This window comes from Paenibacillus sp. 10L310, from assembly GCF_056395745.1.
On sequence record NZ_JBFTKC010000007.1, the window covers coordinates 248344 to 274644 of the forward strand.

The 26301-nt window shown below is 47.7% G+C and carries 21 protein-coding genes and 1 other annotated feature; all 21 genes read left to right on the plus strand.

The genetic code is table 11. The annotated features are described in order from the left end of the window. Positions 1-58 precede the first annotated feature (58 nt). The 21 genes from lon to AC1DE7_RS17820 all read left to right on the plus strand — a co-directional run bounded on the left by lon (position 59) and on the right by AC1DE7_RS17820 (position 26220). Positions 59-2398, plus strand: coding sequence for an endopeptidase La (gene lon, locus AC1DE7_RS17720; protein ID WP_339284069.1), 2340 nt, complete (start codon positions 59-61; stop codon positions 2396-2398). 156 nt (positions 2399-2554) lie between these two features. After that, the gene (gene yihA / locus AC1DE7_RS17725) at positions 2555-3211 is read left to right on the plus strand and encodes a ribosome biogenesis GTP-binding protein YihA/YsxC (protein ID WP_036605890.1); all 657 of its coding nucleotides are present in this window, start codon (positions 2555-2557) and stop codon (positions 3209-3211) included. 267 nt (positions 3212-3478) lie between these two features. Further along, positions 3479-4066: a hypothetical protein gene (locus tag AC1DE7_RS17730; RefSeq protein ID WP_036605891.1), complete on the plus strand. Its 588-nt coding sequence runs from the start codon at positions 3479-3481 to the stop codon at positions 4064-4066. Positions 4067-4401: 335 nt separating this feature from the next. Next, complete coding sequence (gene speD, locus AC1DE7_RS17735) at positions 4402-4803, plus strand: adenosylmethionine decarboxylase (protein ID WP_127548249.1); 402 nt, start codon at positions 4402-4404, stop codon at positions 4801-4803. A 342-nt stretch (positions 4804-5145) separates the two neighbouring features. After that, positions 5146-6531, plus strand: a complete 1386-nt coding sequence (gene hemA, locus AC1DE7_RS17740; RefSeq protein WP_036605893.1) for a glutamyl-tRNA reductase — start codon at positions 5146-5148, stop codon at positions 6529-6531. Positions 6532-6545: 14 nt separating this feature from the next. Next, positions 6546-7373 (plus strand): cytochrome c biogenesis protein CcsA, encoded by an 828-nt coding sequence (gene ccsA, locus AC1DE7_RS17745; protein ID WP_036605894.1) that lies wholly within the window; start codon positions 6546-6548, stop codon positions 7371-7373. Positions 7374-7378: 5 nt separating this feature from the next. Further along, on the plus strand, positions 7379-8029 hold the full coding sequence (locus AC1DE7_RS17750) for a precorrin-2 dehydrogenase/sirohydrochlorin ferrochelatase family protein (protein WP_340984361.1): 651 nt from the start codon (positions 7379-7381) through the stop codon (positions 8027-8029). A 2-nt stretch (positions 8030-8031) separates the two neighbouring features. After that, complete coding sequence (gene hemC / locus AC1DE7_RS17755) at positions 8032-8988, plus strand: hydroxymethylbilane synthase (RefSeq protein ID WP_036605896.1); 957 nt, start codon at positions 8032-8034, stop codon at positions 8986-8988. 4 nt (positions 8989-8992) lie between these two features. Then, positions 8993-10555, plus strand: a complete 1563-nt coding sequence (cobA, locus tag AC1DE7_RS17760; protein WP_036605897.1) for a uroporphyrinogen-III C-methyltransferase — start codon at positions 8993-8995, stop codon at positions 10553-10555. Between the two features lie 102 nt (positions 10556-10657). After that, the gene (hemB, locus tag AC1DE7_RS17765; protein ID WP_017692601.1) at positions 10658-11659 is read left to right on the plus strand and encodes a porphobilinogen synthase; all 1002 of its coding nucleotides are present in this window, start codon (positions 10658-10660) and stop codon (positions 11657-11659) included. A gap of 26 nt (positions 11660-11685) precedes the next feature. Next, positions 11686-12990: a glutamate-1-semialdehyde 2,1-aminomutase gene (gene hemL, locus AC1DE7_RS17770; RefSeq protein WP_036605898.1), complete on the plus strand. Its 1305-nt coding sequence runs from the start codon at positions 11686-11688 to the stop codon at positions 12988-12990. Next, positions 12987-13892 carry an RluA family pseudouridine synthase gene (locus AC1DE7_RS17775; protein WP_127548256.1) on the plus strand — a complete coding sequence of 302 codons (906 nt, stop codon included), beginning with the start codon at positions 12987-12989 and terminating at the stop codon, positions 13890-13892. The genes hemL and AC1DE7_RS17775 overlap by 4 nt, the downstream gene beginning before the upstream one ends. 367 nt (positions 13893-14259) lie before the next feature. Further along, the gene (locus AC1DE7_RS17780; protein WP_477534901.1) at positions 14260-15843 is read left to right on the plus strand and encodes a LysM peptidoglycan-binding domain-containing protein; all 1584 of its coding nucleotides are present in this window, start codon (positions 14260-14262) and stop codon (positions 15841-15843) included. Positions 15844-15998: 155 nt separating this feature from the next. Further along, positions 15999-16280: a binding site (T-box leader), on the plus strand. A gap of 60 nt (positions 16281-16340) precedes the next feature. Further along, positions 16341-19007: a valine--tRNA ligase gene (locus tag AC1DE7_RS17785; RefSeq protein WP_477534902.1), complete on the plus strand. Its 2667-nt coding sequence runs from the start codon at positions 16341-16343 to the stop codon at positions 19005-19007. Positions 19008-19085: 78 nt separating this feature from the next. Then, on the plus strand, positions 19086-20462 hold the full coding sequence (locus AC1DE7_RS17790; RefSeq protein ID WP_036673600.1) for a bifunctional folylpolyglutamate synthase/dihydrofolate synthase: 1377 nt from the start codon (positions 19086-19088) through the stop codon (positions 20460-20462). Between the two features lie 56 nt (positions 20463-20518). Then, positions 20519-21838, plus strand: a complete 1320-nt coding sequence (gene murC, locus AC1DE7_RS17795; RefSeq protein WP_047841184.1) for a UDP-N-acetylmuramate--L-alanine ligase — start codon at positions 20519-20521, stop codon at positions 21836-21838. A 116-nt stretch (positions 21839-21954) separates the two neighbouring features. Then, on the plus strand, positions 21955-23181 hold the full coding sequence (locus AC1DE7_RS17800; protein WP_353883435.1) for an SPOR domain-containing protein: 1227 nt from the start codon (positions 21955-21957) through the stop codon (positions 23179-23181). A 145-nt stretch (positions 23182-23326) separates the two neighbouring features. Beyond that, positions 23327-23569 carry a DUF4321 domain-containing protein gene (locus tag AC1DE7_RS17805; protein ID WP_047841183.1) on the plus strand — a complete coding sequence of 81 codons (243 nt, stop codon included), beginning with the start codon at positions 23327-23329 and terminating at the stop codon, positions 23567-23569. A 94-nt stretch (positions 23570-23663) separates the two neighbouring features. After that, positions 23664-24275 carry a Maf family protein gene (locus AC1DE7_RS17810; protein WP_036673538.1) on the plus strand — a complete coding sequence of 204 codons (612 nt, stop codon included), beginning with the start codon at positions 23664-23666 and terminating at the stop codon, positions 24273-24275. A gap of 37 nt (positions 24276-24312) precedes the next feature. Continuing rightward, positions 24313-25002: a RadC family protein gene (gene radC / locus AC1DE7_RS17815; protein ID WP_036673540.1), complete on the plus strand. Its 690-nt coding sequence runs from the start codon at positions 24313-24315 to the stop codon at positions 25000-25002. 183 nt (positions 25003-25185) lie between these two features. Then, positions 25186-26220 carry a rod shape-determining protein gene (locus AC1DE7_RS17820; protein WP_017692612.1) on the plus strand — a complete coding sequence of 345 codons (1035 nt, stop codon included), beginning with the start codon at positions 25186-25188 and terminating at the stop codon, positions 26218-26220. Positions 26221-26301 lie beyond the last annotated feature (81 nt).

Genomic DNA, 26301 nt, shown 5'->3' on the forward strand with positions numbered 1-26301 from the left:
AACATTTGATAGAATAATGAATGACTACAACCTGAGAGCCATTGGAGGTGCGAAAGCGATGGGACCGAGCAAAGCGAAAGGTCGTCGTTTTCCTTTACTGCCTTTAAGAGGACTTCTCGTCTACCCGAGTATGGTACTGCATCTCGATGTGGGCCGGGAGAAATCGGTCAAGGCTTTAGAAAAAGCGATGGTAGAAGAACATCTGATTCTCCTATGTTCCCAAGCCGAAGTAAATATTGAAGAACCAACACAAGAGGACATTTTCAGAATCGGAACCGTGGCCAAGGTCAGACAGATGCTGAAGCTTCCGAACGGTACGATTCGTGTACTCGTTGAAGGCTTGGAACGGGCTGAAATTATTGAATATACGGACAACGAGGAATATTATGAAGTACTGGCTAAAGAGCTGCCTGAAGAGGAGAATACCCATCCGGAGACGGATGCCTTGATGCGTACCGTTCTGAACCAGTTCGAGAATTATATTAATCTGTCCAAAAAAGTGACACCAGAGACACTCGCAGCGGTGTCTGACATCGAAGAACCAGGGCGTCTGGCCGATGTCATCACGAGTCACCTGTCCTTGAAGATCAAGGATAAACAGGAAATTCTGGAGACCATCGACGTTCGGGAACGTCTGGAGAAATTGCTGGATATCCTGAACAATGAGCGCGAAGTGCTGGAGCTTGAACGCAAGATTAGCCAACGTGTGAAGAAACAGATGGAGAAAACGCAGAAGGAATATTATTTGCGGGAGCAGATGAAAGCGATCCAGAAAGAACTGGGTGAAAAAGAAGGCCGTGCGGGTGAGGTCGAGGAACTTCGCACTCAGATGGAAGAACTCGGCTTGCCGGACAAGGTGAAAGAAAAGGTCGAGAAAGAAATTGATCGACTGGAGAAAATGCCTGCAAGTTCAGCCGAGGGCGGAGTCATTCGCAACTACGTGGATTGGCTGCTTGGCCTTCCTTGGAGTCAGATGACAGCGGATGATCTGGATATCCAAAAAGCCGAAGATGTGCTCAATGCAGATCATTACGGACTGGAAAAACCCAAAGAGCGTGTGCTTGAATATCTGGCTGTCCAGAAGCTCGTCAAGAAGCTCAAAGGGCCAATTCTCTGTCTGGTTGGACCTCCAGGGGTCGGTAAAACATCACTTGCTCGTTCGATCGCGAGATCGCTGGGTCGGGAATTTGTAAGAATATCTCTTGGCGGCGTGCGGGATGAAGCCGAGATTCGTGGTCACCGGCGCACCTATGTAGGGGCTATGCCTGGGCGTATCATCCAGGGGATGAAAACGGCAGGGTCACTTAATCCGGTATTCCTGCTGGACGAGATTGATAAGATGGCTTCAGATTTCCGCGGAGATCCTTCCGCAGCGTTACTTGAGGTACTTGATCCGGAACAAAATAATACGTTTAGTGATCATTTTGTAGAATTGCCGTTTGACTTATCCAACGTTATGTTTATAACAACTGCCAACACGGTACACAATATTCCGCGTCCATTGCTGGATCGGATGGAAATGCTCAACATCCCTGGTTATACGGAACTGGAGAAGCAACAAATTGCGAAAAACTATTTGTTGCCCAAACAGAAGAAGGACCATGGTTTGGAAGAAGAGCAATTGGAAATCCCGGATGACGCGTTGTTGCGTGTAATTCGTGAATATACACGGGAGTCAGGTGTGCGTAATCTGGAACAGCAGATGGCTTCGTTGTGCCGGAAAGCTGCCAAGAACATCGTATCGGGTGTGGAAGGTCAGATTAACATCTCATCCGATGAGATCAAAGACTACCTTGGACCTGGCAAGTTCCGTTATGGTATGGCCGAACTGGAAGATCAGATTGGTACCGTAACGGGTCTGGCGTGGACTGAAGTGGGTGGAGATACCCTTATCATTGAAGTGACTGTTGTGCCTGGAACAGGTAAATTGACTCTCACAGGTAAACTGGGGGATGTCATGAAGGAATCGGCACAAGCCGCATTCAGTTACACCCGTTCCAAAGCTACACAGCTAGGAATTTCGCCTGACTTCCATGAGAAGAACGATATCCATATCCACGTTCCGGAAGGAGCGATTCCGAAGGATGGTCCATCTGCCGGGATTACGATGGCAACAGCGTTAATCTCAGCCTTGACGAACAAACATGTGTCCAAGGATATCGCGATGACTGGTGAAATAACACTGCGTGGACGTGTGCTGCCGATTGGTGGTCTGAAAGAGAAATCACTGGCGGCCCATCGTGCCGGCTATAAAAAAATATTATTGCCTAAGGATAACGAACGGGACCTGCGTGACATTCCAGACAGCATCAAGGAAGATGTGGAGTTTGTCCCTGTAGCCCATATGGATCAGGTATTGCAACATGCACTTGTTGAGCAGACAGGAATTCACCTGTAATCCACGTATCCGAAAGGTTCGTATGAAGATTAGACCGTTCTGCGGAGGCTTCGGCGTCCGCTGGAACGGTTTTTTTGGTATGATAGAACAATCCATGGCATAATACCTTCAACAGGTGATGCATAGCACAGGCGTTCAAGAGAGGAAAGATACAATATGAAAGTAAATCAATCTGAATTTATTATCAGTGCCGTTCGGCCTGAACAATACCCCGAGGATGGTCTGCCAGAGATTGCTTTGGCGGGACGCTCCAATGTGGGGAAATCTTCCCTGATCAACCGATTGATCAATCGTAAAAACTTGGCTCGGACGAGCTCAACACCGGGTAAGACACAGCAACTCAACTATTATAAAATTAATCAGGATCTCTACTTCGTCGATTTCCCGGGATATGGCTACGCTAAAGTTTCTAAAGAGCAACGCTTTGCCTGGGGTAAAATGATGGAGAAATACTTGTTGGGACGCGAGGAATTGAAACTGGTCATGCAGATGGTTGATATGAGACATGAACCGTCCAAAGAGGACAAGATGATGAACGAATGGCTTCGTCATAATGGACTGCCATTGGTTGTCGTAGCAACCAAGATGGACAAGATTCCAAAAACCCGCAGAGCCAAATATATCAAAGTCATTAAGGAATCACTGGGTCTTCGTTCAGGGGATTTGTTTGTGCCGTTTTCATCCGAAGAGGGATTGGGGAAAGAAGAGTTATGGGACATCATTACCCGCCATGCCCGCATAGATAAGTATGCACCAGTGCTGGATGCAGAGGGTGCTTCTGATGAGGAAGAAACCAACGGAATTAACGGATAACCGAGATAGTATACCGTTTTAGTGCAGGAAAGTGAGCATGCTAAATGAATCTTTGATGAGATCCAGATTAATCCGGTTTTTTAAGGAATTTCGTGAGAATTCATCATCTGGGTCTGGAGAAAAATAACGTTAGGGTAGTGTATAATGAGCATAGGTGCATATTGCCAACAGTACCAAAATTACCGGCCATGCCGGCCTGAAGAATTTTGAGATGACTGCTACATGTGCAGGAAGGCAAAACAATCGGGAAAGAATTGAGGGATTTGTATGGCTCAGCGGTTAGCCACAGAGTACGTTAAGGCCACTATGAAATTGTCAGAACCCCAGATGCATCAGTTTTTGCGCATGACAGAAGACGGCAGGCTTCATCACCGGGTTAAGGTGTTGGACAATGGTTGTCAGGAGGTTGTGCTGGGGGATGTAAGTGGAGAAGAAGTGCATTTCCCTTTTGACCGCATAGAAGGGTTTTATATCTGTGAATTATCTTGCCGCCTGGTGAATCTGCATCTGACCAACGTTGTCCGGAAGCTCTTTGTGACTTTTAAGGGTGACGGGGTCGTTCATCGGATCTATAAAGGGTTCACCATGACGTATGTTTATGCTCAAGGCACTGTCCGCAAAATTGTGGAGAAGACCGGGGAGAACACCCGAGTGATCTATGAATACAAAAATACGTTGCTTGAATTGCAACATCTGTTCCAGGCCAGAGATGTAGAACGCGAAATCAACCGTGTGTATGCCGAGATCGATTCACTACTGGACACTAGAAAAGATGCGACTGCTGATCAGCTCCATCAGATTGATGAGACCCTTGCTCGTCATCAAAAACGGTTGTTTGAGCTTGAAGCTTATTAGCTTAAAATTGTATGTTTATAAACGTATATGTATATAATGAATTCCCTTGTATCTTCCGTGCAGTGGCACTCGCCAATGTGGAGGTTGCAGGGGGATTTTTTGATGTGAGATGGAATATTCCGAATTGAAAATATTTATTTTACAATCTTCTGGAAAAGGGTTGATTTCACTCTGATTCAATGTTATTTTTAATCTCGTTGAAAACAAAATAGGAACCAGGATTCACTCAGGACATTATATGTTGCGAGAGATTTTTCCCTCGGGAAGTGAATGACGTAGGTCCTAGCGGATGAAATTTTTCAAACATTTTATTCCTAGGAAGGGGGAACCGAAGGATGGAATATTCAACTTTCGGAAGACACGTTGCTGTTGATACTTGGGGTGTTGACTTTAATCTACTGAACAATGCAGAGTATCTGGAAGCCCAAATGATTGAAGCAGCAGAGGCATGTGGCGCGACAGTGATGTCCGTACAATCCAAGCAGTTTGATCCACAGGGAGCGACCGTACTTGTACTATTGTCTGAGAGCCATCTCTCCATTCATACGTATCCTGAGAGAGGTTTTGCAGCGATTGATTGTTACACTTGTGGGGAGACTGTAGATCCACAGCTTGCTATTGACTACCTGGTATCCGTATTAAAGCCTGAAACAACGTATGCAAAGAAGTTGGTACGTGGTTTGGGCGAATTGCAAGTTGAAACACCAGACATGAACAACCAGATTGAACGGGTTTAAATAAAAAGTATATTGCATACACAATGTTCACATATCGGGATGGACACATAACCTCCCAAACTCTAATAGTCATGGAATAATTCCATGGCTATTTGTTTTAATATGCGTATCGTTATGAATATTCATAATGGACACTTTTTAACGCATAACGGTGAACTTTGGTGAGACACTACAATAAATGACAGTGCATATGATGATGAACATGGTGATTTCATAAACATTTCATAAAAATGACCCGGTCATGGCTATGATGTGTGATATAATTAACCTTGTCAATCATAAATGGATAGACATATGCAGTAAGCACTTTGATTGGAAATTTATTAGGCAGGTGAACTTGCAATGCACATCGTTGTCGTTGGTTTGAATTATCGCACGGCGCCTGTAGAGGTTAGGGAACGATTCACATTTGCAGAAAAGGATTTGTCTGAAGCGCTGCAGCAGCTCAAGCTGACCAAGAGTGTATTGGAAGGTGTAATCGTAGCCACATGTAACCGTACCGAGTTGTATGTTGTGGTGGACCGTCTTCACATGTGTGGTTATTTTATTCGAACATTCATGGAACAATGGTTTAACGTACCACGGGAAGAATTTACGCAACACTTATATATATATGAAGATGATCAAGCCATGCGCCATTTGTTCCGCGTCATCTGCGGACTAGATTCCATGGTCATTGGTGAGACTCAGATTCTTGGACAGGTGAAACAGGCTTTTCTTAAAGCGCAAGAAGAGAAATCAACAGGTACCTGGTTTAATATGCTGTTCAAACAGGCAGTTACGCTGGGCAAACGGGCACATTCGGAGACTTCCATCGGGGAGAGCGCCGTATCTGTCAGTTATGCTGCTGTTGAACTCGGTAAGAGGATTTTTGGCATGTTCACAGACAAGAAGGTGCTCATTTTGGGTGCCGGCAAGATGAGTGAACTAACCGTAAAACATCTCTATGCCAACGGGGCATCCGAGGTCATCGTGGCGAATCGAACGCTCGCAAGAGCTGAAGAATTGGCAGCCAAGTTCCGGGGGACACCTTGTACGATGGAACAGGCATTAGATCGACTGAATGAAGTTGATATTGTGATTAGTTCGACTGGAGCTGAACGTTATGTCATGGATGCAGCAGTGGTACGGGAGAGCATGAAGCGTCGTCAATCTCGTCCATTGTTCCTGATTGATATTGCGGTTCCACGCGATATTGATCCGGCGATTGGTGAATTATCCAACGTATTTCTCTATGACATTGATGATCTGGAAGGAATCGTGGAGAGCAACCTGGAGATGCGTAAGGTGGAAGCTGCCAAAATTGAGAGAATGATTGAGCTTGAGATGGAGGATTATTACCATTGGCTCAAAACGTTGGGTGTTCGTCCCGTTATTCGGGCTTTGCAGGAAAAAGGTGTCTCCATTCATGAAGAAACGATGGATAGCCTGTTTAATAAACTGCCTGAGCTCGATGAACATCAACGTAAAGTCATTCGTCGTCTGACCAAGAGTATTGTGAACCAAATGACGACAGATCCGATTAATCGGATTAAGGAAATGGCAGGCACGAAGCAAGGTGATGAAGCTCTGCGCATGTTTACTCAGATTTTCGCTCTGGAAGATGCAGTAGAGATGGCCGCTGAAAAAGTGAGTCAGAGTGATGCCACAGCTCTGGCGAAACCAGCCGCTCACCTTAACGAAAACCGGCAAGACCCCGTGCCGGCTTATGCTCCGGCAGGCGTATAAGGCGGGTGGGCAGCTTGACCCTTGCTGAACAAGTTTATGAAGCTCTAATCTATATGTATGCCCTGAGCCTACTGTTCTATTTCTCGGACTGCATTCGACGCAATGCGGGGGCGAAGCGGACAGGCACAGGGTTTCTTGTCGTTGTTTGGGGATTGCAGGTAACGCATGTCATATTGCGCATGTGGACTGAAGGCCATTTCCCCATCTATACCACCTTTGATTTTTTGTTTATATTTTCATTCAGTATTGTGCTGATGTCTCTCGTCATGACTCGCATCCAGCGTTCCGAATTTGTGATTTTGTTGCTGAATGTTGTAGGTTTTTCCGTTACGGTATTAAACCGACTGTGGTTTACGGCCGGAGAGATATCACTGCATAACTGGCAAACGGTACATGGATTACTCATTATGCATATTACCTTGGCGAATCTTGGTTTTGCGGCGTTAACCGTTGCTACGGTATTTGCCATGTTATATCTGTTCCTGCACCGTAAGTTGAAGAAAAAAAAGTGGAATGATACGATGCGACGGATGCCAAGCCTGGAAGTGATCGGCAAATACATGGATGGTGCTAATTTCATAGGTACACCGCTCCTTGGTGTTTCTGTGATGCTTGCCGTATTATCCATTGTGGCGGAAAGACGCTGGATTCTACTCTTGGATCTCAAAGTTATTGCGACAGGTCTTGCTATAGCCATCTATGTGGGGTACTTCGTATCCAAGAGAAGGAAACAGTTCTCTACAATTATCATGGCAAGATGGACACTGATCGGGTACGGATTTGTCATTATAAGTTTTTTATCCAATGCGTATTCAGCGTTTCATCGTTGGACGGGAGAGTGAAGGGGATGGACCGTTACACGCCCATATTTGTGAATACTTCAGGCAAGAAATGCTGCGTGGTTGGTGGTGGACGTGTTGCCGAACGTAAAATTAAGGGATTACTGCATGCTGAGGCACAGATTACGGTCATTAGTCCGGAGCTTACTCCCGTATTAAAACAACTGTATCATGAATCCCGAATTCAATGGATAGACCGGTCCTACCGCAATGGAGATTTGCGGGGGGCCTTTCTCGTATATGCAGCGACTGACCATTCAGAGGTTAATTCAACTGTGGTTCGGGATGCGGAGGCTGCGGGCATACTGGTGAATAACGCGATGTCTTCGGAGCACAGCAACTTTATTACGCCAAGCGTGGTAAGGCGTGGGAGATTAAGCATAGCGATATCCACAGCAGGAGCGGGACCGGCAGCAGCTGCGGAGATACGTGCCACACTCGAACGACAGTTCGGTGATGAGTATGAGACGTACCTTGAGTTTTTGCACCAGATGAGGACTGAGGTGAAGTCACGCGTATCTTCTTCAAGTCTCAGAAGTACGTTGCTTCGGCAATTAACTGAAATGCACATATTAGAAGATATTCGTACAGGCCATTTTCGGTGGTGGACCGAAGAAGAAATCGGGGACTGGATATCCCGTAATCAGGAGGAAGTGTAGATATGCGTACAATTAAAGTTGGAAGTAGACAGAGCGCGCTTGCGCTAACCCAGACAGGTCATGTCATTCAGGATTTACGCGATATTTGTGAGCGGGAAGGATTAGCTTTTGACTTTGAAGTACATAAGATTGTTACCAAGGGAGATCTCATTCTGGATGTAACGTTGTCAAAAGTGGGAGGCAAAGGTCTGTTTGTCAAAGAGATTGAACAGGCGATGCTTGATCGTACGATTGATATGGCTGTGCATAGCATGAAAGATATGCCCTCCGAGTTACCCGAAGGATTAATCAATGGTGCTATTCCCCGTCGTGCAGATCCACGGGATGCGCTGATATCTAATGGTGGACTAACTCTGGATCAACTGCCAGAAGGAGCTAGAGTCGGAACAAGCAGTCTGCGCCGATCGAGTCAATTAAAGGCCTATCGTCCAGATTTGCAATTGGAATCGATTCGCGGCAATATTGATTCCCGTCTGCGAAAGCTGGAGACCGAAGGATTCGATGCGATTATTCTGGCAGCTGCAGGATTGTACCGTATGGGCTGGGAAGACCGAATCACAGAGTACCTGACGGAAACAGCTTGCCTTCCGGCAGTGGGTCAAGGCGCGCTTGGTATCGAATGTCGTGAAGACGATGAGGAACTATTGCACTTGCTGCAGCTGTATAACGATCCCGAGACAGCATTTCCTGTACAGGCGGAACGCCGTTTTCTCAGTGTATTAAATGGGGGCTGCCAGGTTCCGATTGGTGCTCATGCGGTGTGGGTGCCTCAGCAAGATGCAGATTCCCTGAATGGTGAAAACACGTTACAATTAACAGGTATGGTCGGCACACCGGATGGTGGACTGATTCTTAAGGAAGCTATGATCGGCAAGGACCCGGTTCGTCTGGGAGAAGAAGTGGCGTGGAGATTGATCGAACGGGGAGCAGAGCAGATACTGGCAGAAGTTAGGGGATGAAGACATGGTGGGAAAGGTCTTTTTGGTAGGGGCAGGTCCTGGGGATGCAAAGCTGATTACGGTAAAAGGGTGGGAATCCATCGGGAAAGCCGATGCTGTAGTCTATGATCGTTTGGCAAGTCCGAGATTGTTGAAACAAATGAAACCCGGCGCAGTCAAGATTTACGTGGGCAAGCGCCCGGATCGGCATACGATGAAACAGGAAGAGATCAATCAACTGTTGGTTGATCTGGCTCTTGAAGGCAAGGTTGTGGTTCGGCTTAAGGGCGGCGATCCAACTATCTTTGGACGCGTGGGCGAAGAGGCGGGTTTGCTGCACAAAAACGGAATTCCGTTTGAGATTGTACCTGGGGTTACCGCTGCAATAAGTGTACCTGCGTATGCTGGAATTCCTGTGACTCACCGTGACTATGCATCTTCCATCTCTATTATTACGGGGCACGAGAGTCCGGACAAGCTTGATCGCAGTATCCATTGGGATAAAGTGACGAATGCAACGGGCACACTTGTATTTATGATGGGGGTTGCCAAAATTGGATATATCAGCGAACAATTGATTCGTCATGGTCGTCCAGCGCAAACACCAGTAGCTCTAATTCGTTGGGGAACACGAGCGGAACAGGATACCCTTACAGGTACCCTTGAGGATATAGAAGCGAAAGTGATCGAAGCCAATTTCCAACCACCAGCTGTTATTGTGGTGGGAGATGTTGTCAATCAGCGGGAACAATTGAAATGGGCAGAAGCGCTGCCGCTGTTTGGCAAACGAATTCTGGTAACCCGTGCTCGCAGTCAGGCGAGTGAACTGGTGAATCGCATTGAGGAACTCGGCGGCGAACCGTATGAGTTTCCGGTCATTGAGACGGTCATGCCGTCCAGTGAATCTGCCAAGCAAAGTGTCAAAGACGCCTTCAGTGCTTTAAATACCTATGACTGGGTGTTTTTCACAAGTGTGAACGGCGTGGAGTTTTTCTTCCGTCATCTGGAACAGGAAGGCAAGGATATTCGTTCGATTCATCAAGCGAGAATTACTGCCGTAGGACCTTCCACAGCGGACGCTTTGCGCAAACATGGCATCGTAGCTGAAGTTGTCAAAGGTCCTTTCCAGGCCGAAGGCATGCTTGAGGCTTTTGAAAGCGAGCTGAAGGAAGGCCAGAGAGTACTGCTTCCGCATGGTGATCTTGCACGTACGTGGTTACGTGACCAGTTGAGAGAAAGAGGGCTTCAGGTCACCGAAGCCATCACCTACGATACGATCCTCGCTGGTGAGGATGATGACGAACTACTCAAGCTACTTGAAGAAGGTGGTATTCATGCGGTGACCTTTACAAGTTCATCGACGGTTACCAATTTCATGAGTATGTTGAAACGTATGGGGTTGCAAGATCCACTGCCTTTATTGAAAGATGTGGAGGTTGCGTGTATCGGGCCTGTTACAGCGAAAACGGCAGAAGCCGCTGGACTAAAGGTTACACTGATGGCAGAGGAAGCAACGATGGATAGCTTGATCACAGTGCTATGCGACTGGAAACGGACAGGCACCAAAGAAGGCGCTCTTCGAAATTAATACACATGTAATCATGTCAACATATGAAGCGTGCTGAATTCGATAGGATACCAGCGCGCTTCCCTTTTTGCTCTATTTAACTTTCAGGGAGGTTTTACTCGTATGAGTTTTCCAATTGTACGGCATCGCCGTTTACGTCAATCCACAGGTATTCGCAATATGGTCAGAGAGACCCATCTAACCGTGGATGATTTTATTCAACCAATCTATGTGACGTATGGAGAAAATGTGAAATCTGAAATTAAATCCATGCCTGGCGTATTCCGCTTCTCGCTGGATCGTCTTCAGGAGGAAGTAACGGAAATTGCCGAGCTGGGAATTCCAGCCGTGTTATTGTTTGGTATTCCCGAGACGAAGGACAGTGTGGGTTCATCTGGCTTCGCTGAAGATGGCATTGTGCAGGAAGCGACGAGATTGATCAAATCCTGGTATCCAGAACTGCTGGTTGTTGCGGATACTTGTCTGTGTGAATTCACGGATCACGGTCACTGCGGTATGGTACACACCGTGGAGATTGACGGTCACATCTGCGGAGATGTGTTAAATGACGAATCACTTGATCTGCTCGTGCAAACGGCAGTGTCTCAAGCCAAAGCAGGAGCGGACATTATTGCACCATCCAACATGATGGATGGATTTGTACAAGCGATCCGCGCGGGGCTGGATGAGAATGGATTCAGTCACATTCCGATTATGTCTTACTCTGTTAAATATGCATCCGCATTCTATGGTCCATTCCGTGAAGCTGCGGATTCCACACCACAATTCGGAGACCGCAAGTCATATCAGATGGACCCGGCGAACGCGCGTGAAGCCTTGCGTGAAGCAGAGACGGATGTGCTCGAAGGAGCGGATATGCTAATGGTTAAACCTTCGCTGTCCTATCTTGATGTCATGCGTACGATTAAGGATCAATTTGATCTTCCGCTTGTTGCCTATAATGTAAGTGGCGAGTATGCCATGGTGAAGGCGGCGGCGATTCAAGGCTGGATCGATGAGAAAAAAGTTGCCATGGAAATCCTGCTCAGCATGAAACGCGCAGGTGCAGATATGATCATTACCTACTACGGAAAAGACGCTTCACGCTGGTTGGCTGAGAAATAAAATAAATTACATTGAGGAGGATATTCATGACTGCACAACAAGGTAATCGTCGCAATGATGAGCGCTCACGCAGCGCGTTTGAGGAAGCGAAGCAGTACATACCCGGGGGTGTGAACAGCCCTGTACGCGCATTCAAATCGGTGGGACTTACTCCGATCTATGCAGAACGTGGTGAAGGGTCCAAAATCTACGATATTGATGGCAATGTTTTTATTGACTATGTGGGATCGTGGGGCCCACTCATTATGGGACATGCACACCCTGACGTTGTAGAAGCTTTGCGTGAGACAGCCCTCAAAGGAACAAGCTTTGGTGCGCCTACCTTGCTGGAGACCGAGATGGCAAAACTGGTCTGTGAGCGTGTACCTTCTATCGATATCGTGCGGATGGTTAATTCTGGAACTGAAGCAACGATGAGTGCCATTCGACTGGCACGCGGGGTAACCGGACGCAGTAAAATTCTGAAGTTTGAAGGATCATATCATGGACATGCAGACAGCTTGCTGATCAAGGCTGGCTCAGGTGTTGCAACGCTGGGTCTTCCAGATAGTCCAGGCGTGCCTGAAGGCGTAGCTGTGAATACCATTACGGTGCCTTATAACGATCTGGAGTCCGTGAGACTTGCTTTTGAACGTTATGGTGAAGAACTGGCGGCTGTTATTGTGGAGCCTGTGGCAGGTAACATGGGGGTTGTTCCTCCGGCTTCCGGTTTCCTTGAAGGGCTGCGCAGTTTGACGACCCAATATGGCAGCCTGCTTATTTTTGACGAAGTCATGACCGGTTTCCGCGTAGGGTTGAACTGTGCTCAGGGACGGTATGGGGTTACACCTGACCTGACTTGTCTGGGTAAAGTTATCGGTGGCGGCCTCCCGGTTGGCGCTTATGGTGGTCGTCGGGATCTGATGGAACAGATTGCTCCAACAGGACCAATCTATCAGGCAGGTACATTGAGCGGGAATCCGCTGGCTATGGCAGCAGGGTATACAACGCTCAAATTGTTAACACCAGAGGTCTATGACCGTCTGGAGACATTGTCTGCACGTCTGCAAGCCGGATTCGAGAAAAATGCAGCTGAGACGGGTATTGCGATAACCATTAACCGTGTGGGTTCCATGGTTTGTCCATTCTTCAGTGCCGTTCCAGTAACCAATTATGATATTGCCAAAGAAAGCAATCTGGATCAATTCCGTCGTTATTTTGCGGCCATGATTGATCAAGGTGTGAGTGTTGCGCCTTCGCAATACGAAGGTATGTTTGTCTCTGGTGTGCATACGGAGCAGGATATTGACGATACGATTGAGGCGAATCGTAAAGCTCTTCAATCGCTATGACCATCAAAAGTTGGAAACGCCGCGGGGAATGGCTTGAGCTGATGCCAGGGAAAGCCGTAACAGGCAGCTCGGACAAACCGATGGCCGCAGAGCAATGGTTATTGTCTGAGCTTCAGTTTCCGGAGAAACTGCTCCGTCAGCTGAAAGCAAACCAAGGAATACAACTTGCAGGGGACCGGCTTCGGCTGGCCCTTTTTGCGTCCCAGCCAATCGATGTTGAGCCACGCTGGGCTGATGTGGATGTATTATATGAGGATGATTTCTGTCTGGTTATGCACAAACCGGCAGGCATGAAACTGCATCCAGATGGAAGCCGTGCTGATCAGGCGATCACGCTGGATCATGTGGTTGCCTCTTATTATGAAATGAACGGAATCCAGGCGAGCGTTCGCCATGTTCATCGACTGGATGAGGATACAACCGGACCTGTCCTGTATGCCAAAAATGCTTTTGCCCTCGCCAAACTGGATGAAGCGATGCGTCGTAAAGAGATTGGCCGCCATTATGTAGCTATTGCAGGTGGACAAATTCCCCTTGAACTCCACAAAATTGATGCTCCGATTGGCAAGGATAGACATCACAAGCAGCGCAGACGTGTCTCGGAAGGTGGACAGGAAGCTGTTACTCATGTGGAGACCGTCGAAGTGTGGGAAAGAGCAACCCTTGTACGATTAAAGCTGGATACAGGACGAACACACCAAATTCGTGTACACCTGAGTTACGCGGGACACCCGCTCATTGGTGATTCGTTGTATGGTGGTAGAGCGGATGCCATTGGGCGACAAGCACTTCATGGAGAGATGCTTAAGTTTAGTCATCCGTTAACCGGAGCGATGATTGAAGTGAACGACCGTTGGCCATCCGACTTCACACAATTGGCAGAGCGAGAGGGGTCTTACTAGTACACTATATAAGTTCGACTAACTATTTACACGAAAACGGAAAGGACAGAAACAACCAGAAGAAGTAAAGCGTTCGCCTAAAAGCTTTCTGAAAGAAAGCTACTTCGGAAGCATAAGCTATCCCCGGTTTTTCCCTTTGAAGAAGGGAATCAAAAAAAATCTGGGGATAACAGTGATCGGAAGGTTGTTCTGTCATTGGAGTGACAGTGTAAATAACCATGAGTTGAACATATATAGCAAGGTTTTTCAAAAGGTGGCATGCTCCTCTCATTCAAGGCATATAGATGGGGTAACGAAGGATTTGGACCATGGATCAGTCCCATGAGAAGGATCATGGTGAACATATGCCGAAAGGAGGACGCCACCTTTGTTGAATCAACCTTATGGTTTGCGGTTCGATATTTATGAGCGCGTTCATTTGTCTGAGGGAGTCCCTGCGATTGAGGAACTGGAGGAGATTGAACTATACCCGCGCATTCAAGTCATAGGGCAGGATGATCATGCCACGTTAAGAGGACATCTTTTACTTACAGGTGCGTACAGAGGAGAGAATGAGGCTTCAGAGGAGCTCAAACATTTCATTCCCGTGGAGATCACAGTGCCGCTGAACCGGGTCAGATCGATTGAAGATATTTCCATCGAGATCGAAAATTTTGACGTGGATCTGTTATCCAATCGCAGTCTGAATATTACAGGCGTGTTGTCGCTACGAGGTATCGAAGGTTTTCCTGTTGAAGAGCCACAAGTGTGGTCAGCAGATGAGTTTACAGTTGTTCATTCACCTGATGCTCAGCAATCCAACCGTTCCGATGAAGCAACACAGGCAGGTAGCGATCCCAACACATTTGCACAAGAGTACCTGCTCCAGCGGAGTGAGGAAGAGAGACTTACGAATGCAGCAGAACTTGCATATGGTGCTCCGGAATTCGCTGACCTGTCCACACGGGAAGAGACATTAAGGAATAGCGAAGAATGGCAGCAGGATTATGCGAATGCGTCATCCGCAGAGCCACTTCAATCTGAGGAGCTAAGTGCGGAGTACGTTAACGAAAACAGACAACCTGATGCAAATGAAGATCCCGCATCTCTGACAGCGAATGGAGATGAATTGGCATCTCATGAGCAATACAGCGAACCTTCTCCGATCTCGTCATTTATGGCTGAGACCGCAGATCGATTAGCTTCTTACCCTGAGTCGGAACCATTGTTGCCTCTGGAAGATGAGTCTTCGGGTTGGTCCGAGCCTTCCGTGGATGCATTGCCTGCGAACTCGAGAAGTGCAGATCAAGCAGTCTCAGAGCCTACTGCTCAATCATCTAATGAGTTGGCATCACCGGATGTACCGGACGCACCAGAGGTATGGCACTTCGAATCCGCGAGATCTGTACCTCAGCAGGAGAATCAGGCAGTTGCCGATGTCCCGGGCGAATCACAGGCGGAGAACTGGCAAGGTGTATTTGCTTCGTCCGAACCAGGCAACGCTGAGGAAGACCGGCCATCTTTTGAAGCGACTGGGGTAGACGAGTTCGTACAGAACGAAGCATTTGTTCCTGAACCTGTGGCTGAGACGGAAGACAAGCCGGAGCTGAAGGTTGCTTTTGGCAGCAAAAAAGAATCCGCACCACGGCAAGAAGAGGGCGTAGGTATCTCTTCTTTGTTATCCTCCGGTAGAGCGGCACGCGATGCTGAAGTGGAGCGAGGCGATGAGGTTCCTGCGGGTGTGGTACAGGAAGAAACGTATCCAGCTGATGATGTGGAATGGAAGAACCTGTTCCTGGGAACGATCGTGGACCAGACCCCGTTCCGCAAGGTGAAACTTTGCATCGTTCAGCGAGAAGATACACTGGATGCTATTGCAGATCGATATCAATTGAGCACGAGGGAACTTCAGTTGTATAACCGATTATCTGAGCAGGTTGTGGAAGAAGGTCAGATATTGTACATCCCTTAATCCGTAGTTAAAGCCTTCGTTACGACCCGTGATCCCCTTGAGGATTGCGGGTTTTTGCATGATTCGTCCTAAACCTGCATTCCAGCGCTCTTTATCCGCTGTTGTCAGGTTGACTATCGCGCACGAGCAAGGTATGATGTGTGTAGGTTTTTTGAAGAACAACGTGGAACGGGAGTAGTAGACAGTATGACCTTTCAGAGAGTGGAATTGCAACGCTGTGAGATTCCGCAGGAACCAACTGATCGAAGTCGCCCGGGAGTTGCCTGTTTGAATACAAGGGATGAATGAGATCTATCGTCATTTATTTCTGAGGTAGGATGGGCCGGTAGCAGCCGTTATCTGCTTGAAGTGTCACGTCATGTACAGAGGGTGAAGTCTATCTTGCTGTAGGCGTGAAACAAAGGTGGTACCGCGAAAGCTAACCTTTCGTCCTTTGATGGATGAAAGGTTTTTTTGTTTTTTTTGGCGAAGATGATGAAGTAACGGAGGAATGACACATGTCTGAGGAAAAAAAATCAGCTACAACAGAAATGCCGACCACTTACGATCCTAAGGCGGCAGAGGATAAATGGTACTCCACCTGGATGGAACGTGGATATTTCAAAGCCGGTCAACGTAAAGATGCCGAGCCGTATACGATTGTAATTCCACCCCCAAATGTGACCGGGATGCTGCACATTGGGCATGCGCTTGATTTTACACTGCAGGATATTCTGATCCGCACCAAACGGATGCAAGGTTATGACGCACTGTGGCTTCCGGGTTCCGACCATGCAGGTATTGCTACCCAAACCAAAGTGGAGCAGAAGCTGCGTGAAGAAGGTCTGACTCGTTATGATCTGGGACGTGAGAAGTTTCTGGAGAAGGTATGGGACTGGAAAGATCAATATGCCACTACCATTCGTCAGCAATGGGGCAAAATGGGATTGTCGCTTGATTACTCACGTGAACGTTTTACGCTGGATGAAGGTCTGTCCCAAGCGGTTCGTAAAGTATTTGTTCAACTGTATGAAAAAGGCCTTATTTACCGAGGCAAACGCATCATTAACTGGGACCCGGTGAACCGGACAGCTCTGTCCGACATTGAGGTTGAATATAAAGAGGTTCAGGGTCACCTGTACCATCTGCGGTACCCGCTCAAAGACGGAAGTGGCTACGTTACAGTGGCAACAACGCGTCCTGAAACGATGCTGGGTGATACAGCGGTTGCTGTTCATCCGAAGGATGAACGTTATGCAGATATGATTGGTAAAGTACTTGTACTGCCTATCATTGGACGCGAAATTCCAATTATCGCTGATGATTATGTGGATAAGGAGTTTGGAAGTGGTGCAGTTAAAATCACGCCTGCGCATGATCCAAATGACTTTGAAGTAGGTCTTCGTCATGATCTGCCTCAGATTACGGTAATGGATGAGAGCGGCACAATGAATGCTGAGGCAGGCAAGTATCAGGGACTGGATCGCAGTGACTGCCGCAAGCAGATTGTTGCTGACTTGAAAGAGCAGGGCGTATTGATCAACATTGAGGATCACACGCATCAGGTTGGACACAGTGAGCGTACCGGAGCTGTTGTTGAGCCGTATCTGTCTACACAGTGGTTCGTTGAGATGAAGCCACTTGCAGAGAGAGCGATTAAGAAACAACAGAGCGGCGAAGGGGTTAATTTTGTTCCAGATCGTTTTGAGAAAACCTACCTGAACTGGATCGAGAACGTTCGTGACTGGTGTATTTCCCGTCAACTGTGGTGGGGACATCGTATACCTGCTTGGTATGATGAAGAAACAGGTGAAATCATCGTATCTGCTGAAGATCCAACAACGCTGCCAGAGTATGCTGGACGCAAGCTCAGACAGGACGAAGACGTACTCGATACTTGGTTTAGCTCCGGCTTATGGCCATTCTCGACACTAGGCTGGCCGGAAGATACGGAAGACCTGAAACGTTATTATCCGACAAGTGTACTTGTGACAGGGTATGACATCATATATTTCTGGGTTGCACGTATGATTTTCACTGCATTGGAATTCACCGATGAGATTCCGTTCAAGGATGTGCTGATGCATGGTCTTGTCCGTGATGCAGATGGACGTAAAATGTCCAAATCACTGGGCAACGGTGTAGATCCGCTGGATGTGATTGAGAAATACGGCGCAGATGCAATGCGTTACATGATCTCAACCAGCAGCACGCCAGGTCAGGATCTGCGTTTCCGTTGGGAACGGGTGGAGCAGGCTCGTAATTTCGCCAACAAGATCTGGAATGCTTCGCGCTTTGCATTGATGAATCTGGAAGGATTCACCTATGAGGAACGTGACATTAGCGGAGAGCTTGGTACAGCGGATTATTGGATTTTGCACCGTCTGAACGAAACTTCCCGCGATATTACGCGTCTAATCGAAGCGTATGAATTTGGGGAAACGGGTCGTGTGTTGTATAACTTTATCTGGGATGACCTGTGTGACTGGTACATCGAGTTTGCTAAGCTGTCCTTCTATGGGGAAGATCCGGTTGCCAAGAAGAAAACACAATCCGTGCTTGCTTATGTGCTGGATCAGACCATGCGCCTGATTCATCCGTTTATGCCATACATCTCCGAAGAGATCTGGCAGCATCTGCCGCATGAAGGTGAGACCATTACGTTGGCATCATGGCCGGAATATGATCCTGCTCTTGAGAACCCAGAGGCTGTTGCCGAGATGAACCTGCTCATGGATACCATTCGTGCAGTGCGAAACATTCGTGCAGAAGTGAATGTGCCGATGAGCAAAAAGATCGAGCTGATGGTCAAAGCAAATAGTGCGGAGACGTCCAGCATCATTGCACGTAACAGTCACTACATCAAACGTTTCTGTAATACGTCCGAGTTCGATAGTGGGCTGGATTTAAACTCACCGGATAAGGCAATGACTGCGATCATTACGGGGGCAGAACTATACTTGCCGCTCGCAGGTCTTATTGATATCGAGCAGGAAGTGGCTCGTTTGGAGAAAGAGTTGGAGAACCTTGAGGGCGAAGTTCTCCGTGTAGAGAAAAAACTGGCGAACGAAGGCTTTGTTGCCAAAGCTCCTGCCAAAGTTATTGAGGAAGAGCGCGCCAAACAAGCAGATTATTCCGATAAACGGGATAAAGTGATTGCACGAATCAAGGAACTTAAAGGTTAATATATGTGGGTCGGATGGAGAGCCATTATGCCATCCGGCCGCTTTTTTCACTCAAACTCGGGACCGAAGGTGAATCAGATGACGGAATTAGACGGGACAGATGCAGCAGCTCCTTTACTTACGTACAACGAGGCCGTGGACTGGATCAATGGCCTTATTCCTTTTGGCATCCGACCTGGATTGGAACGAATCGAGAGTCTGATGTCCATGTTAGGCAATCCACACCAACGTCTCAAATTTATTCATGTCGCGGGAACGAACGGCAAAGGTTCGACTTGCGCTTTTTTGACGTCAGTGCTTCTTCAGGCTGGATATGATGTGGGTACCTTTACGTCGCCTTATATCACCAAGTTTACAAACCGTTTTCAATACAACGGTGAGGATATTCCTGAAGAAATCCTGCTTAAGCTCTCGAACCGATTACATCCACTGGTCATGGAAATGGCCTCCACTCCGCTTGGATCACCCACGATGTTTGAGGTGTCCACGGCTCTGGCGCTTCTGTACTATGCAGAGGAGTGTTACCCTGACGTTGTGGTATGGGAGACGGGGCTAGGGGGAAGGATGGACGTAACGAATATTGTCGCACCTGTTGTGTCCGTCATCACGAACATTGGTATGGATCATACGGATGTGCTTGGAGATACGATTGAGCAGATTGCTGGAGAAAAGGCAGGTATTATCAAGCCGGGAGTACCCGTTGTGACTTGCGCGACTCAACCCGAAGCTGTGAAGGTGATTCAGGAGAAAGCACAGCAGCTTCAATCAAGCGTGTATTTGGCTGGAGATCAATTCTCTTATCATAGACTGGACAGCAATGAGAACGGACAATCTTTTCATTTTACAGGCCCGTTCCGTGATCTGGACGTTCGCATACGCATGCAGGGCTCACATCAATGTGACAATGCAGCGGCCGCACTTATGGTGCTTGAATTGCTTAGACAATACATGGCATTTATGCTGGATGACAACGATATTGCACTTGGACTGGAGAATGCTTTCTGGGCAGGAAGATTCGAAAAAGTCGTCGATGAACCCCGAATTGTGCTAGATGGAGCACATAATCCGGAAGGGGCAGAGTCACTGGCCAAGAGCATTATGGATGTCTATCCGCACAACAAGTTAATTTTGATGATGGGTATGTTGGCAAATAAGCATCACGAAGCGTATTTGCAGCATATACTGCCACTAGTGGATACGCTGATCCTGACCGAGCCAGATTTCCGACGCAAAATGGATGCAGCCGAATTGCTGCAGATTGTCGAACGGGTACGTCCCGCCATTGCGAAGCAGGAACTGGAAATCATCGTCGAGCCCGAATGGGCAAAGGCACTTGATCTATTGAAGTCACGGACGGAAGCGGAAGATCTGGGGGTGGTCTCCGGCACACTGTACCTGATTGCGGATGTGCGGGCAGCCCTTTTGCATCAAACCGATTCTGAAAAAGGTTGGTGAAAGTTTTGTTAAATACATCGGAACACGTTCATTTTATAGGGATTGGCGGATATGGCATGAGTGCCATCGCAAGAGTTATGTTGGAAATGGGATACACCGTTACCGGATCGGATGTCGCTTCACAGGAGTTGACCGAGAAGTTGGCAGCCAAGGGAGCGAAAATATATATCGGACATACGGCAGAGCACGTCACTGGAGCAGATCTTGTTGTCTACTCTACGGCAGCGCCTGCTGATAATGTGGAACGGGTAGCAGCTGCAGAGCTGAACATTCCGATTCTGCATCGTTCCCAGATGCTTGCACGTTTGTTGAACGAACGTAAAGGTGTGGCTGTAGCTGGGGCTCATGGTAAAACAACCACTTCATCCATGATTGCACTTGTTATGGATAAATGTGATACAGATCCGACATACATTATTGGCGGAGAAATCATGAATGTGGGTACCAACGCGAAGGCCGGTCAAGGAGACTGGGTAGTCGCTGAAGCGGACGAGAGCGATGGTTCGTTTTTGCAGTACCATCCATGGCTCGGTATTGTAACCAATATTGAGGCAGATCATCTGGAGAATTACAACAGTGATTTTGAGGAGCTCAAAAGGGCTTATGTGCAGTTCCTGAGCCAGATTCGTCCGGAAGGAACAGCGATTGTGTGTTCTGACGACGAGAATGTTCAAGCGATTTTGCCAGAACTCAAGTCACGGATTACAACCTATGGTATTGATCGTGCTGCGGATTATACGGCAACGGATATTGTACTGGGCGATCGCCGTATCTCCTTTACGATGAATCATCAGGGTGCTGCTATGGGCACGGTGGAATTATCAGTGCCGGGTAAGCATAACGTTTATAATGCAATGGCTACTGTGATTACCTGTTTGGAAGCAGGCATTCCATTTGAGAAGATTGTAGCAGCCATCATCCAATTCCACGGAGCCAAACGCAGATTCCAGGTATTGGGCGAGGCGCGCGATATGCTGATCATCGATGATTATGCTCATCACCCGACTGAGATTGAAGCTACCATTAGTGCCGCCAAAGCAACGGGCAAACGAATTATTGCGGTATTCCAGCCACAGCGTTATACGCGGACGTTCTTCCTGCTGGATGCGTTCAGTCGTGCTTTCGCGGAAGCGGATGAGGTGCTTATTACGGACATCTATTCTCCTGCGGGCGAAAAACAGATCGAAGGGGTAACCTCAGCCCGACTGGTTGAACTGATCGTTCAAAACAGTAATGCTTCTGCACGTTACCTTCCTACAAAAGAAGAAGTGGTAGCTGATCTGCAACATCGTCTGCAGCCGGGAGATCTTGTGATTACGATGGGCGCAGGTGATATTTGGAAAGTCGGCGATACACTTGCCAAAGGTTTGAAATAGATTAATTGAGAAATCGCCTGTCTTCGATACGAAGCAGGCGTTTTTTGCGTTATATGGAATGTATTCTCCAGTCTCTGCATATAGCTTATATAAATGGGACAAAGGAGAGGGTACGGGTGAGCAATGCTAGAATGACGTTTCGCTTCGGGGATCATGAGTCGGACAAGCCTGAAAACAAGAGGATATCTGCGTCCAGTCCATTGGTGACGTTAAGTGAAGAATTACCGCATAATCAACCGCTAACGCCTAAGATGGATACAACCCCATCATGGACGCCTGAGGATATCCCCGGAGACTGGGGAGAGACGGTACTGACAAGCTCTACTGTACCTGAACCTGACGAGCGGGTGAGTCATGATTCGAACTTGAACTTGGATGAGGCCCATTATTTTGGGAACCGTTCCGGTTACGGTTATGTTAATCACACCGATAATCCGGAGGAAGAGCGTCGTGATCTGCCCAATATCCATGATGATCAAGGCCACGACTGGCTTGCAGATTCGGAGAACTATTCCTATAAACGCAATCGCCCTCCAAGGGGATGGAAAATGATTGGTTCTGTCACTGGGGCACTTGTTACCGGAGCGCTTTTTGGTATGGTTATTCTTTCATTTTTTAATAAAGAAGGAGCCGCGAAGCCAGGCGATCTTCTGCCCGTCAATCAGGCAGTTTCTACTGTGACGGGTCAGGAGGGGCCTGCAGGTACAGAACAGCAACTTCAGACAGCTACGACTGGCAGCACGTATTATGCACTTCAATACGGTGTATTCAGTTCTCCTGAACGTGCTGAGCAGGCCAAGCTTGAGCTCGCTCAGGCAGGTATAGCCGCAGGTTCTGATCCTGAAGATGGCAATCGAGTATATGCAGGCATTTCGGCTGATCGTGAAGAGGCCAAGCTACTTAGCTCCAGGCTAAAAGCCCAGGGAGTTGAACTGTATGTCAAGGAGATTGTGAACCCAGAGATCAATCCGGCTATATTCGGTGGCAAGCAAGAGGATGTGCAGCTTTTCTTCACAAACAGTTCTGCACTGGTGGAACAATTATCTACCTTGTCCATTCAGCAGCTGGGACAGTCTGTTCCGGCAGCAGTTTCTACAGAAACGATGACCGCGATTCAGAATAAGCACGAGTCATGGCTGACGGGATTGAATAGTCTTACACCTGGCCTGACCGCAGATGTACAACCTATTATTGGTGGAATGGAGAAATCAATGAACAGTGCAATTACGGCTATAGCGGAGTACAACAAAAACCCGGATGATGTACACATGTGGTCCGTGCAGTCCGATCTGATGGAATATGTACTGCAGCAGAAAAAATGGCTCGAAGCGATAAAGCAGTAACATGCTCTTTCCCATAACAACGCTTGGAAATACCCATCCGGCAAGGAACTGGAAATAGTTCCCCTTGCCGGATTTGTGTTTGTATTGACGTACAAAACCCCGTATAATAATGTGGGTGTCAAAAAATGGCGAGGGAAGATTACCGATGAAAAAAAACTTCGGCATGTTATTGCTGTTTCTGCTGCTCGGCTGGATGGCCGGAGCGTGGATCGCCAAGGCACTGCAGCCTGTAAAGGCAGTAGCCTTTCTTACGAAAGCCACGACCATACGTTGGTCGCCACAGGCTGATCTGGATATTATCAGTTATGATATTTCACTTCAATTTCAAATGAGCCTTCTGAGTCTGATCGGTATGATTGCCGCTGTGTGGCTTTATCGCAGACTGTAGGAGAATGACGAGTTATGACGAAAAAAATTAAACCAGTGACATCTATTATCGTGATCCGGACAGGATGTTGCCGTGGCATAAGGAGCCGTTCATTTTGGATAACACACAACAGCGCCCTATTATTCTGGCCTCCACATCGCCTCGGCGCAAAGAACTGATCGCATCACTCCACCTAGCGTTTGATGTAATACCAAGTCATGCCAATGAAGATACACCACCAGAGTGGACACCTGAACAGACGGTACAGGAACTTGCTTTGCGCAAGGCGCTTGCCGTGTATCGTGGGCTTGAAGGCCGCGAGCAGGAAGCCATTATTGTTGGTAGTGACACCGTTGTTGTTCTGGATGGTGAGATTCTAGGCAAACCCTTAGACGAAGCGGATGCTGAACGTATGTTATCAAGGCTGCAGGGCCGCGTACATCGGGTGTTCACGGGTGTCGCTTGTATTGATGCGGGCAATGGACAGTCGTTAGTTCATTACCGCCAGACCGATGTAACGATGAAAGAGCTGTCGGATGCGACCATCCGTGCTTATGTGCAGACAGGTGAGCCTTCAGATAAGGCAGGATCATATGCCATTCAGGGCATTGGTGCTTCACTGATCGACCGCATTGAAGGATGTTACTTTAATGTGGTTGGCTTGCCGCTATCTTTGCTAAGTGATATGTTGGACGGGTTCGGCGTACATGTGTTGCCACGAACATGAATGAAGCCAAATGTTGTGAAATGAAAAGAGGGAACATATGGAGTCGCCTCAATACATGATGCGCGACATCCCCCAGGAAGAACGCCCGAGAGAACGCATGATGGAATACGGGGCGGGCGCCTTAAGCCATGCTGAATTGCTGGCAATTTTACTTCGAACAGGCACAAGACAGGAATCCGCGGTGCATATGGCACAGCGGATTCTGGCCGAAGCGGGTGGCATTCGCTCGTTGATGGATTTGAGTCTGGAAGAACTGACCGCGATGAAAGGGATCGGCAATGCCAAGGCTGTGCAATTAAAAGCTGGCATTGAGCTGGGTCATCGGATTGCCAAGAGCAGACTAACTCAGTCGACTTCAATTCGTACACCGCGTGATGCAGCTGATATCCTGATGGAACAATTGCGTTACTTGCAAAAAGAACATTTTGTGTGTCTCTTTCTGAATAGCAAAAATCATATTATTGCCCAAGAAACACTCTCCATGGGCAGCCTTAACGCTTCGATTGTACATCCACGTGAAGTGTTCCGGGCTGCCATCAAATGCAGCAGCGCATCGATTGTGTGCGCACACAACCATCCGAGTGGTGATCCTACGCCCAGTCCGGAGGATATCCAAATAACCAAGAGACTGATTGAAGCAGGCGCTATTGTTGGCATTGACGTGCTTGATCATATTATTATCGGAGATGGAACGTACGTAAGTTTGAAGGAGAAGGGCTTAGTATAATATAATGGTTGGCGTTGATGTTTTCCTATGAATGTTAACGGCGTTGTCCGTAAAAGATAGGTTCACTTTACAAATGAAAAAAAACAAATGCGAATATTAGCTCCACGTATTGCGTGGGAATAAAATTATTACGCTCTGGATCAGAATGGAGCGGCTATATGAGGCAGAAAAGGAGATTATGTTATGTTTGGTGGTTTTACGAAAGATTTGGGTATTGACTTGGGGACAGCAAATACGTTGGTTTATGTACGAGGAAAAGGAATTGTGGTGCGAGAACCTTCGGTTGTCGCTATACGGACAGATACAAATAGCATCGAGGCAGTAGGTGAAGCCGCCAAAAAAATGATTGGACGTACACCAGGTAACATTCGTGCCATTCGTCCAATGAAAGATGGCGTTATTGCCGATTTTGATACAACGGCAACGATGATCAAATATTTCATCCGTGAGGCGCAAAAACAACGCTCTATGTTCCAGCGTCATCCAAACGTGATGGTATGTGTACCATCCGGGATCACAGCAGTAGAACAACGTGCGGTTGAAGATGCAACCAAACAGGCTGGAGCACGTGAAGCCTATACGATTGAAGAGCCTTTTGCTGCTGCAATCGGTGCAGATCTGCCTGTATGGGAACCAACAGGTAGTATGGTTGTCGATATTGGTGGCGGTACAACGGAAGTGGCTGTTATCTCTCTTGGTGGTATTGTAACGAGCCGTTCGGTTCGTGTAGCAGGTGACGAGATGGATGAATCCGTTATCCAGTACATCAAACGCCAATACAATCTCATGATCGGTGAGCGTACATCGGAGCAATTGAAGATGGACATCGGATCAGCAATGCCATTGGAGCAAGTAGAAACGATGGAAATTCGTGGACGTGACCTTGTAACAGGTCTGCCGAAGACAATTACGATTACTTCGGACGAGATCAGTGAAGCGCTGGCTGATACCGTGAATGCAATTGTTGAAGCGGTAAAAGTAACACTGGAAAAATGCCCGCCTGAACTTGCTGCCGATATCATGGATCGGGGTATCGTTCTTACAGGTGGTGGGGCTTTGCTTCGCAACCTGGACAAGCTTCTCGCTGGTGAGACAGGAATGCCTGTCATTGTGGCTGAGAACCCGCTGGATTGTGTAGCCATCGGAACAGGTAAAGCGCTTGAGAATATTCATTTGTTCAAAAGCAGAAGCAGTTCGGCAGTTCGTTCCAAACGTTAATTGGTATTTGCCTAACTTGGCATAGCGACCAAGTGGCAAGATATCTTTATAGAGGACCCGGTTAACCCCGGGGATGAGCTA